Annotated in this window: 8 protein-coding genes and 1 pseudogene; all 9 read right to left on the bottom strand. The window is 65.3% G+C overall.

Features of this window, described 5'->3' with window-relative positions:
* Window positions 1–182: pseudogene (locus BTN82_RS30560) on the bottom strand (DUF2780 domain-containing protein); the annotation flags it as partial.
* A 365-nt stretch (window positions 183–547) separates the two neighbouring features.
* Complete coding sequence (gene fdhA / locus BTN82_RS30555) at window positions 548–1,747, bottom strand: formaldehyde dehydrogenase, glutathione-independent (protein WP_075122715.1); 1,200 nt, start codon at window positions 1,745–1,747, stop codon at window positions 548–550.
* Window positions 1,748–1,881: 134 nt separating this feature from the next.
* Complete coding sequence (purU, locus tag BTN82_RS30550; protein ID WP_075122714.1) at window positions 1,882–2,739, bottom strand: formyltetrahydrofolate deformylase; 858 nt, start codon at window positions 2,737–2,739, stop codon at window positions 1,882–1,884.
* Between the two features lie 159 nt (window positions 2,740–2,898).
* Window positions 2,899–3,531 (bottom strand): sarcosine oxidase subunit gamma, encoded by a 633-nt coding sequence (locus tag BTN82_RS30545; RefSeq protein ID WP_075122713.1) that lies wholly within the window; start codon window positions 3,529–3,531, stop codon window positions 2,899–2,901.
* A gap of 154 nt (window positions 3,532–3,685) precedes the next feature.
* Window positions 3,686–6,703, bottom strand: a complete 3,018-nt coding sequence (locus BTN82_RS30540) for a sarcosine oxidase subunit alpha (protein ID WP_075122712.1) — start codon at window positions 6,701–6,703, stop codon at window positions 3,686–3,688.
* Window positions 6,700–7,029, bottom strand: a complete 330-nt coding sequence (locus BTN82_RS30535; protein WP_075122711.1) for a sarcosine oxidase subunit delta — start codon at window positions 7,027–7,029, stop codon at window positions 6,700–6,702. Before BTN82_RS30535 ends, BTN82_RS30540 begins: the two co-directional genes overlap by 4 nt.
* A 14-nt stretch (window positions 7,030–7,043) precedes the next feature.
* Complete coding sequence (locus BTN82_RS30530) at window positions 7,044–8,294, bottom strand: sarcosine oxidase subunit beta family protein (RefSeq protein WP_075122710.1); 1,251 nt, start codon at window positions 8,292–8,294, stop codon at window positions 7,044–7,046.
* A 23-nt stretch (window positions 8,295–8,317) separates the two neighbouring features.
* Complete coding sequence (gene glyA, locus BTN82_RS30525) at window positions 8,318–9,571, bottom strand: serine hydroxymethyltransferase (protein WP_009051224.1); 1,254 nt, start codon at window positions 9,569–9,571, stop codon at window positions 8,318–8,320.
* Between the two features lie 338 nt (window positions 9,572–9,909).
* Window positions 9,910–10,653 (bottom strand): TraX family protein, encoded by a 744-nt coding sequence (locus BTN82_RS30520; RefSeq protein ID WP_075122709.1) that lies wholly within the window; start codon window positions 10,651–10,653, stop codon window positions 9,910–9,912.
* Window positions 10,654–10,678 lie beyond the last annotated feature (25 nt).

Genomic DNA, 10,678 nt, shown 5'->3' with positions numbered 1-10,678 from the left:
TTCGACAGCGCGCTGAGCAGGCCGGCGGTCTGCGAGGTCGGCGCGGCAGCAGCGGCCTTGTCGCCACCCTGCAGGCTGGACACCGCGTTGGCGGCATCGCTCAGGCTGAAGCCGCCAGCAAAAACCGGGCTGGCTCCCAGGGTCAGCAACGTAGCCAGTGCAACACTGCGGGAAATTTTCATCGAGACAACCTCTTGACCAGGAAAACGCCGTGACAACGGCGGGAAAACTGCGATTTTGACCGGAAAAGCCGGGCTAATGTTCCGTACCGGCACATTCATATTATTCCGGCGCGCCCGCCATGCCGATCTCGGCCCGGCGACGCTCCAGACACCGACGAAAGGATGCAAGCTTGCACGACGAGGTGCAATCTCCGCGCACGGCCGGTCAACCTTTATCGCGAGCAAACTCGCTCCTACAGAAAAGCAACCTCGAACCCTGTAGGAGCGAGCTTGCTCGCGAAAAAACACCAGGCCACCCCACTCTCCCCGGCCACCGCCAATAAAAAGGGCGACCCGAAGGCCGCCCTTTTTCCTGCGCTATCGGCTTACGCCGCGCTGAACAGCTTGTGCGGGTCGATGACGAATTTCTTCGGTACGCCGGCATCGAATTCGCCGTAGCCACGTGGTGCGTCGTCCAGGCTGATGACCTGCACGCCGACCACTTCGGCGATGTTGATGCGGTCCCACATGATCGCCTGCATCAGTTGGCGGTTGTACTTCATCACCGGGGTCTGGCCGGTGTGGAAGCTGTGGGACTTGGCCCAGCCGAGGCCGAAACGGATGCTCAGGCTGCCGATCTTGGCCGCGGCATCCACCGCGCCCGGGTCTTCGGTGACGTAGAGGCCGGGAATACCGATCTTGCCGGCGACCCGCACCACGCCCATCAGCGAGTTGAGCACCGTGGCCGGCGCTTCGTGCTGGGCACCGGAATGGCCATGGCCGCGAGCTTCGAAGCCCACCGCGTCGACCGCGCAATCCACTTCCGGCTCACCGAGCAAGGCAGCGATCTGTTCGTGCAGCGGGGTGTCCTTGGACAGGTCGGCGATCTCGAAACCGACGGCCTTGGCATGGGCCAGGCGTACCGGGTTGACGTCGCCGACGATCACCACCGCCGCGCCCAGCAGGCGCGCCGAAGCCGCTGCCGCCAGGCCTACCGGACCGGCGCCGGCAATGTAGACCGTACTGCCCGGGCCGACGCCGGCGGTCACCGCGCCGTGGTAGCCGGTCGGCAGGATGTCGGAGAGGCAGGTCAGGTCGCGGATTTTCTCCATGGCCTTGTCGCGGTCCGGCAGTTTCAGCAGGTTGAAGTCGGCGTACGGCACCAGCACGTATTCGGCCTGGCCGCCGGTCCAGTCGCCCATGTCGACGTAGCCGTAGGCACCGCCGGCGCGGGCCGGGTTGACGGTCAGGCAGACCCCGGTGTGTTGCTCCTTGCAGGAACGGCAGCGCCCGCACGCAACGTTGAACGGCACCGAGACCAGGTCGCCGAGTTTCAGGTTCTCGACGTCGCTGCCCTTCTCCACCACCTCGCCGGTGATTTCGTGACCCAGGACCAGGCCGACCTGGGCGGTGGTACGGCCGCGCACCATGTGCTGGTCGGAGCCGCAGATATTGGTGGATACCACGCGCAGGATGACGCCGTGCTCGATCTTCCTGCCGCGCGGGTCCTGCATTTTGGGATAGTCGATTTTCTGTACTTCGACCTTGCCGCTGCCGAGATACACGACACCACGATTACCAGACATGCTTTCACCTCGCTGTTGTTTTTATGAAACCGCGTTGCCGGAAAGGGGCAGCGCGCAGAGTGCTCGGGTACAGATGCTGTTTCGTTTTCAAAATCGTTATCGCTGTAGCCGCTGCCGAAGGCTGCGCCTACAGGTTATAAAACCACCGTGCGATTGGCGTTCAAGAACACCCGCCGCTCGATGTGATAACCCACGGCCCGCGCCAGGGTCAGGCCCTCGATATCGCGGCCCTTGGCGATCAGGTCCTCGGGGTAATGGCTGTGGTCCACCACCTCCACGCCCTGGGCGATGATCGGACCTTCGTCCAGGTCGTTGTTGATGTAGTGCGCGGTGGCGCCCACCAGTTTCACGCCCTTGTTGTAGGCCTGGTGATAGGGCTTGGCGCCCTTGAAACCGGGCAGCAGGGAGTGGTGGATGTTGATCGCCTTGCCGTCGAGCTTGCGGCACAGCTCCGGCGACAGCACTTGCATGTAGCGCGCAAGAATCACCAGTTCGGCGCCGGAGTCCTCGATCACCTGCCACACCTGGCGCTCCTGGGACGGTTTGTCGTTGGGGTCCAGGGGGAAGTGGTGGTACGGGATCTGGTGCCAGTCGGCGAGGGGCTTGAGGTCCGGGTGGTTGGACACCACCGCCACCACGTCCATCGCCAACTGGCCGATGCGCTGGCGGTAGAGCAGGTCGTTGAGGCAATGATCGGCCTTGGACACCATGATCACCACTTTCGGCCGATGGTGCGGCGGGGTCAGCTCAACGTTCATGTCGAAGGCCCGAAGGCGTTCGCTCAGACCGTTACGCAGCGCCTGCTCGTCGAAATCCTCGGGCTGGCGGAACTCCACGCGAATGAAAAAACGCCCCGAAAGGCGGTCATCGAAGGAATGGTGCTCGGTGACGTAGCAGCCCTGCTCGAACAGAAAGCGGGTCACCGCATCCACCGTGCCGAGCACGCTGGGGCAGTCGGCGGTCAGAATCCAGGTATCGGGGGCGCGGCTCATGCGGATAACTCCTGTTCGTGAATGCCTCGGTAGGCGGCATATCCTTGTAGCCGCTGCCGCAGGCTGCGATAAGGCCCGAAGGGCCTTCCCGGGCCCTCAAGAGCGGCGCCCCCCTGTGGGGTCGTTCGCAGCCTGCGGCAGCGGCTACAGGGTCCGGCTTCAAGCCTGGACGCTAAGGCCGTATTCGGCGGCGGCATCCTGCAGCCACAGCCACCAGTAATCGGAGAAGCTGCGGCGGATCACCAGTTCCCAGGTGTCTTCGCCCATACGGCGGATCACCAGCTGCGACTTGGCGAACACGGTGCCGACGGCCTTGCCCACCGGGAAATTGTTGGGGTGCACGTCGTAGCTGGTGGACTTCATCAGCACGTCGCGCACGTTGGGGCCGGACAGCTCGAGGATCTGCTGGCCGCCGCTGACGTTGACGATCTGGATATGCAGCTCGCCCAGCGCTTCGCGCAATTTCTGCTCGGCGGCGAACTCTTCGCCGCTCGGCACCACCAGCAGCCATTCGTCCGGGCCCAGCCATTGCAGGCTGGTTTCGCCCTTGGCGACCACGGTCAGGGCCACCGGCAGTTCCAGGCCCAGGGCCTTGTGCACGCCGGCGGCGAAGGCCGGGTCATGGCCGTCGCCGCGGATGGTCAGGTGACCGAGGAGTTTTTTCTCGCGCAGGGTCACGCCTGCGTTCTTGCGGCCCTTGCCCACCAGGCTGGCGAGGTCGGCATGGTGCAGCGACGACTCGGCCTTGGCCCCAGTGGTCGGGCGCTGTTGGTAAACGTTGACTGCGGTCATAGAGCACCTGTCTTGAATTCTGTTTCGCGGCGAACCGCAAATGGCTGTAGGAGCGAGCTTGCTCGCGATAGCCGCGAAGCGGCGGTCGATCCTGCGACAACGGGTGGTGGTCGCTGATCTTTTCGCGAGCAAGCTCGCTCCTACATGGACCTTGTTACACGTTCTGGCGATCGCCTTTCGGGTCGAAGAACACCGAGGAAACGATCTCCGCCTCGATCACCGTGCCGTCGGCCAGGGGCGCGAACACTCGCTCGCCCATGCGCTTGAGGCCGCCCTTGACCACGCCCATGGCAAACGAATAGCCCAGGGAGTTGTGGGCATAGCTGGAGGTCACGTGACCGACCATGCTCATCGGGATCGCCTGCTTGGTGTTGAACACCAGCTGCGCGCCTTCCGGCAACCACTGGTTCGGGTCGATCGGCTTGAGGCCCACCAGTTGCTTGCGCTGGTCGCGCACGCAGTCTTCGCGGTTCATGCCACGCCAGCCGATCCACGAGAACGGTTTGGTGCGGCCCACGCACCAGCCCATGTTCAGGTCGTCCGGGGTCATCGAGCCGTCGGTGTCCTGGCCGACGATGATGAAGCCCTTCTCGGCCCGCAGCACGTGCATGGTCTCGGTGCCATACGGGGTCAGGTTGTACTGCTTGCCGGCCTCGACGATCTGTTCCAGCACGCCCATGGCGTAGTCGGCCTGGACGTTGATTTCGTACGACAGCTCGCCGGTGAAGGAGATGCGGAACACCCGCGCCGGCACGCCGCCCACCAAGCCTTCTTTCCAGGTCATGAACGGGAAGCCGTCCTTGTCCAGGTCGATGTCGGTGACTTCGCTGAGCAGCTTGCGGCTGTTCGGCCCGGACAGGGTCATGGTCGCCCAGTGGTCGGTGACCGAGGTGAAGTACACCTTGAGGTCCGGCCACTCGGTCTGTTGGTAGATCTCCAGCCACTGCAGGACGCGCGCGGCGCCACCGGTGGTGGTGGTCATGATGAAGTGGTTGTCGCCGACGCAGGCGGTCACGCCGTCGTCGAAGACCATGCCGTCTTCCTTGCACATCAGGCCGTAGCGCGCCTTGCCCACGTCGAGCTTGGTCCAGGCGTTGGTGTAGATGCGGTTGAGGAATTCACGGGCATCCGGGCCCTGGATGTCGATCTTGCCCAGGGTCGAGGCGTCGAGCAGGCCGACGCTGTCGCGCACCGCCTTGCACTCGCGCTTGACCGCGGCATGCAGGTCTTCGCCATTCTTCGGGAAGTACCAGGGGCGCTTCCACTGGCCGACGTCCTCGAACTCGGCGCCGTTCTTCACGTGCCACGCGTGCAGCGCGGTGAAACGCACCGGCTCGAAAATGTGCCCGCAGTGACGGCCGGCCACGGCGCCGAAGGTCACCGGCGTGTAGTTCGGACGGAACATGGTGGTGCCCATCTGCGGGATGCTCACGTTCAGCGAGCGCGCCGCGATGGCCAGGCCGTTGACGTTGCCGAGCTTGCCCTGGTCGGTGCCGAAGCCCAGCGCGGTGTAGCGCTTGACGTGCTCGACCGACTCGAAGCCCTCGCGGGTCGCCAGTTCGATGGCGGCGGCGGTGACGTCGTTCTGCAGGTCGACGAATTGCTTCGGCGCCCGCGCGGTGCTTTTCTCGTGGGGCACCTGGAACAGCGCCAGGGTCGGTTCTTCCAGGCGGCTCAGGGACTTGGGCAGCACGGCTTCCACGGCGTTGAAACCGGCTTCGCTGGCAGCGCGCACGCCCCCTTCGAAACCGTCGGCCAGGGAATCGCCGAGGCCGTAGACGCCGTTGATGCCGCCGACGCACACGCGTTTCTGCGGCGCTTCGCCCGGTACGAAACCGAGGATGTCTTCACGCCAGGTCGGCTTGCCGCCCAGGTGGGACGCCAGGTGCACCACCGGGCTGTAGCCGCCGGAGCTGGCAATCAGGTCGCAGTCCAGCCACTCACCGGGGCTGGTGACTTTATGCGCCTTGACGTCGATCGCCGCGACACGGGCGCCGGTCACGTGCTTGCTGCCGCGGGCTTCGATCACCGCGCTGGAGGTGAGGATGCGGATGCCCTTGGCGCGGGCTTCTTCCACCAGCGCACCGCGTGGGTTGTGCCGGGCATCGGCGATGGCCACCACTTGCAGGCTGGCGTCGAGCCAGTCCAGGGCCACGCGGTAGGCATGGTCGTTGTTGGTGCTGAGCACCAGTTTCTTGCCCGGCGCCACGCCGTAGCGGCGCACGTAGACCGACACCGCGCCGGCCAGCATGTTGCCCGGCACGTCGTTGTTGCCATAGACCAGCGGACGCTCGCAGGCACCGGTGGCCAGCACCACGCGCTTGGCGCGGACCCGGTGGATACGTTGGCGCGCCTGGCCGATCGGCGCGCGGTCGCCGAGGTGGTCGGTCAGGCGCTCGTGGATGGTCAGGAAGTTGTGGTCGTGGTAGCCGTTCACGGTGGCCCGCGGCAGCAGGGTCACGTCCGGCAGCGATTTCAGTTCGGCGACCACGGTGGCCACCCATTCGGCCGCCGGCTTGCCGTCGAGGCTTTCGCGGCTGTCCAGCAGGCTGCCGCCGAATTCTTCCTGCTCGTCGGCAAGGATCACCCGCGCGCCGCTGCGCGCGGCCGCCAGGGCCGCGGCCAGGCCGGCAGGGCCGGCGCCGACGACCAGCACGTCGCAGTGCCGGTTCATGTAGTCGTAGGTGTCCGGGTCGTTCTCGGTCGGCGAACGGCCCAGGCCCGCGGCCTTGCGGATGTACTTCTCGTAGGTCATCCAGAACGATTGCGGGTACATGAAGGTTTTGTAGTAGAAGCCCGGCGGCATCAGCTTGCCGCCAACCTTGCCGAGAATCCCCATCATGTCGTTGTTGACGCTCGGCCAGCCGTTGGTGCTGGTGGCGACCAGGCCCTGGTACAGCGCCTGTTGGGTGGCGCGCACGTTAGGAATCTGGGTGGCTTCGGTGGCGCCGATCTGCAGCACCGCGTTCGGCTCTTCGGCACCGGCGGCAAAGATGCCGCGCGGCCGGGAATACTTGAAGCTGCGACCGATGATGTCGACGCCGTTGGCCAGCAGGGCCGCGGCCAGGGTGTCGCCCTCGAAGCCTTTATAGGTCTGGCCGTTGAAGCTGAAGCTGAGGACTTTGTTGCGGTCGATGCGTCCGCCGTTGGACAGGCGATTGGACTGGCTCATACCTTCTCTCCCAGAGCCTGCGTGGCCGCTTTCGGGCTATCGGTCTTGTCGGTGAATTGCGGCTTGGTACCGATCTTGTAGGTTTCGAGAATCTCGTAGGTCACGGTGTCGCGGGTGGCGTTGAAGTACTGGCGGCAACCGGCGGCATGGATCCACAGCTCGTGGTGCAGGCCGCGCGGGTTGTCGCGGAAGAACATGTAGTCGCCCCACTGTTCGTCGGTGCAGGTGTTCGGGTCCAGCGGACGCGGGATGTGCGCCTGGCCGGACGAATGGAATTCCTCTTCGGAGCGCAGTTCGCCGCAGTGAGGACAGAAGATATGCAACATGAGTGTGTCTCCTGTTAGTGGGCGACGGCTGCGGCGCCATGTTCGTCGATGAGGGCGCCGTTGTGGAAACGGTCGATGGAGAAAGGCGCGGCCAACGGGTGCATCTCGCCCTTGGCCAGGCTCGCGGCGAATACGTTGCCCGAGCCCGGAGTGGCCTTGAAGCCGCCGGTGCCCCAGCCGCAGTTGAAGAACATGTTCGGCACCGGGGTCTTGGAGATGATCGGGCAAGCGTCCGGGGTGGTGTCGACGATGCCGCCCCACTGGCGGTTCATACGCACCCGCGAAAGCACCGGGAACATCTCGACGATGGCCTGGATGGTGTGCTCGATCACCGGGTACGAACCGCGCTGGCCGTAGCCGACCCAGCCGTCGATACCGGCGCCGATCACCAGGTCGCCCTTGTCGGACTGGCTGATGTAACCGTGCACCGCGTTGGACATGATGACGCTGTCAATGATCGGCTTGATCGGCTCGGACACCAGCGCCTGCAACGGGTGGGATTCGATCGGCAGGCGGAAACCGGCGAGCTTGGCCATGTGCCCGGAGTTACCGGCGGTGACCACGCCGACGCGCTTGGCGCCAATGAAACCCTTGTTGGTTTCCACGCCGATGCACACACCGTTTTCCTTGCGGAAACCGATCACTTCGGTCTGCTGGATCAGGTCCACGCCCAGGGCGTCGGCGGCCCGGGCGAAGCCCCAGGCCACGGCGTCGTGACGGGCCACGCCGCCGCGACGCTGGACGGTGGCGCCCATCACCGGGTAGCGGGTGTTCTTCGAGCAATCCAGGTACGGAATCTCGTCCGCCACCTGCTTGGCGTTGAGCAGTTCGCCGTCCACGCCGTTGAGGCGGTTGGCGCTGACCCGACGCTCGGAATCGCGGATGTCCTGCAGGGTGTGGCACAGGTTGTAGACGCCGCGCTGGGAGAACATCACGTTGTAGTTGAGGTCCTGGGACAGGCCTTCCCACAGTTTCATCGCGTGCTCGTACAGGTGCGCCGACTCGTCCCACAGGTAGTTGGACCGCACGATGGTGGTGTTGCGCGCGGTGTTGCCGCCGCCCAGCCAGCCTTTCTCGACCACGGCGACGTTGGTGATGCCGTGCTCCTTGGCCAGGTAGTAGGCGGTCGCCAGGCCATGCCCGCCACCGCCGACGATGACCACGTCGTAGACCTTTTTCGGGGTCGGCGTGCGCCACATGCGCTGCCAGTTTTCATGGTGGCTGAGGGAGTGCTTGAAGAGGCCGAAGCCCGAGTAGCGTTGCATAGTCATTTACTCCAAAACCGCACTCAGCGATAAACCGGGAAGTCCGCGCACAGGGCCGAGACCTGGCGAGCGACATTGGCCTCGACATCGGCATCGCCGAGGTGATCGAGGATGTCGCAAATCCAACCGGCCAGCTCGACGCACTGGGTCACCTTGAAGCCGCGCGTGGTCACCGCCGGGGTGCCGATGCGCAGGCCGGAGGTCACGAACGGCGACTGCGGATCGTTCGGTACGGCGTTCTTGTTCACGGTGATGTGGGCACGGCCCAGGGCGGCGTCCGCGTCCTTGCCGGTCAGGCCCTGGCGGATCAGGCTGACCAGGAACAGGTGGTTATCGGTGCCGCCGGACACTACATCGTAGCCGCGTTTGATAAATACGCCGGCCATGGCCTGGGCGTTCTCGATCACTTGCTGCTGGTAGGCCTTGAAGCCGGGCTCCAGCGCTTCCTTGAAGCACACGGCCTTGCCGGCGATCACGTGCATCAGCGGGCCGCCCTGGGCGCCGGGGAATACCGCGGCGTTGAGCTTCTTCTCGATTTCCTCGTTGGCCTTGGCCAGGATCAGGCCGCCGCGCGGGCCGCGCAGGGTCTTGTGGGTAGTGGTGGTGACCACGTCGGCATAAGGCAGCGGGTTCGGGTACAGGCCGGCGGCGACCAGGCCGGCGACGTGGGCCATGTCGACGAACAGCAGCGCGCCGACCTTGTCGGCGATCTGGCGAAAGCGCGGGAAATCCAGGGTCTTGGAGTAGGCCGAGAAGCCGGCGACGATCATCTTCGGCTTGTGCTCGACGGCCAGGCGCTCGACTTCGTCGTAGTCGATCAGGCCGGTGTTAGTGTCGATGCCGTATTGCACCGCGTTGTACAGCTTGCCCGAGGACGACACCTTGGCGCCGTGAGTCAGGTGGCCGCCGTGGGCCAGGCTCATGCCCAGGATGGTGTCGCCGGCTTGCAGCAGGGCCAGGTACACCGCGCTGTTGGCCGAGGAACCGGAGTGCGGCTGGACGTTGGCGTAGTCGGCGCCGAACAGTTGCTTGGCGCGCTCGATGGCCAGGGCCTCGACCTTGTCCACGTGCTCGCAGCCGCCGTAGTAGCGCTTGCCCGGATAACCTTCGGCGTACTTGTTGGTCAGACCGCTGCCCTGGGCCTGCATCACCCGCTTGCTGGTGTAGTTTTCCGACGCGATCAGCTCGATGTGATCTTCCTGACGTTGCTCCTCGGCATTCATCGCCGCCAGCAGTGCATCGTCATAACCCTGGATTTGGTCTTGCTTGCTGAACATCGCGTCTCTCCCAGCGGCGGCTGTGCGCCTTTCGTCTCGGTGAGGCACGTACCCTGCGGCAGTGCCCTTTGGATGCGATGGTATGACCGGCGCCAACCGGCCAAATGCCTATGGACGCCACGCAAAGGTGCGTTTACGACATGGCCTGGCGCAGACAGACCCAGCCCCGTGCATGGCCCACGGCGAAGGCTCTAGTTCCGTGGCTTGGCGGCGCCAGTGGAGCGGTGGCGGGGAATGGCCCGGAGGTCGCTGCGCGACCGATCGCGAGCAAGCTCGCTCCTACAAGGAACGACGCCGTCTCTGTAGGAGCACGCTGGCTCGCGATGATGGCGCAGCCGTCAGGCCAGCAGGTTGCGCAACGCCAGCAGAAGCAGGAAATGCCCCGGATACAGCAGGTACGCCCACCGCCGCATCGGCGGCACGGACACCTCGCGCAATCGCCGCAGGACCAGCAACCCCAACCCCGGCGCCAACAGGCACACGCCCAGCGCCCAGGCCGCCAGCTGATTGCCCTGGCGCGCCGCCGGCAGCAGGCTTTCCCACTGGTTGGCCGCCAGGCACAGCAGCCCCGGCAACAGCGCCCAGTACCAGCGCCGCTGGAGGGCCAGCAACAGCGCCAACGGCAGCAATACACCGAACAGGCCGAACATCAGCTGCCGGTCGAACAGCCCGCCCAGCAAGCCCGCCCCCACCCCGAGCCATAATGTCGGTCCGCTGGGGCGCTGCCAGGCGCGGGCCACCAGCAGGCCGAGGGCCAGGGTCGGCAGCACATTGAGGGTGTCGGGGTCGGGAATGAACAGCCGGTACGGCACCTCGCTGAGCAGGCTGAACAGCAGCAGCCAGCCCAGGTAACGCCACTGCCCGGCGCCCTCGCGGTCCGCCGCGCCAGCGCGCGCCACATTGGCCGCCAGCGCCAGGCAGAACCAGGGAAACGCCAGGCGCCCGGGCACGTACAGCCCATCGAGGCTCCAGCCGACATAGCGCAGGTGGTCGAGCAGCATGCACAGCAGCGCCAGCCACTTGAGCAGGTCCAGGGCGCCCTCGCGCCGGGCGGCAATCGGGGTCGGTATCGGGTCTGGCATAAATCCTCATGGCCTGTGCATTTTT

Source organism: Pseudomonas chlororaphis (genome assembly GCF_001921865.1).
Classification (GTDB): Bacteria; Pseudomonadota; Gammaproteobacteria; order Pseudomonadales; family Pseudomonadaceae; genus Aquipseudomonas; species Aquipseudomonas chlororaphis_D.
Note: the sequence above shows the minus strand (reverse complement) of the source record. Positions and strands in the feature narration are given on the sequence as shown.

What these genes read in the sequence shown, in the direction of transcription:
- BTN82_RS30540 (WP_075122712.1), bottom strand. Translation starts at nt 6,703, where the DNA reads ATGAGCCAGTCCAATCGCCTGTCCAACGGCGGACGCATCGACCGCAAC.
- glyA (WP_009051224.1), bottom strand. Translation starts at nt 9,571, where the DNA reads ATGTTCAGCAAGCAAGACCAAATCCAGGGTTATGACGATGCACTGCTG.
- purU (WP_075122714.1), bottom strand. Translation starts at nt 2,739, where the DNA reads ATGAGCCGCGCCCCCGATACCTGGATTCTGACCGCCGACTGCCCCAGC.
- BTN82_RS30545 (WP_075122713.1), bottom strand. Translation starts at nt 3,531, where the DNA reads ATGACCGCAGTCAACGTTTACCAACAGCGCCCGACCACTGGGGCCAAG.
- BTN82_RS30530 (WP_075122710.1), bottom strand. Translation starts at nt 8,294, where the DNA reads ATGCAACGCTACTCGGGCTTCGGCCTCTTCAAGCACTCCCTCAGCCAC.
- BTN82_RS30520 (WP_075122709.1), bottom strand. Translation starts at nt 10,653, where the DNA reads ATGCCAGACCCGATACCGACCCCGATTGCCGCCCGGCGCGAGGGCGCC.
- BTN82_RS30535 (WP_075122711.1), bottom strand. Translation starts at nt 7,029, where the DNA reads ATGTTGCATATCTTCTGTCCTCACTGCGGCGAACTGCGCTCCGAAGAG.
- fdhA (WP_075122715.1), bottom strand. Translation starts at nt 1,747, where the DNA reads ATGTCTGGTAATCGTGGTGTCGTGTATCTCGGCAGCGGCAAGGTCGAA.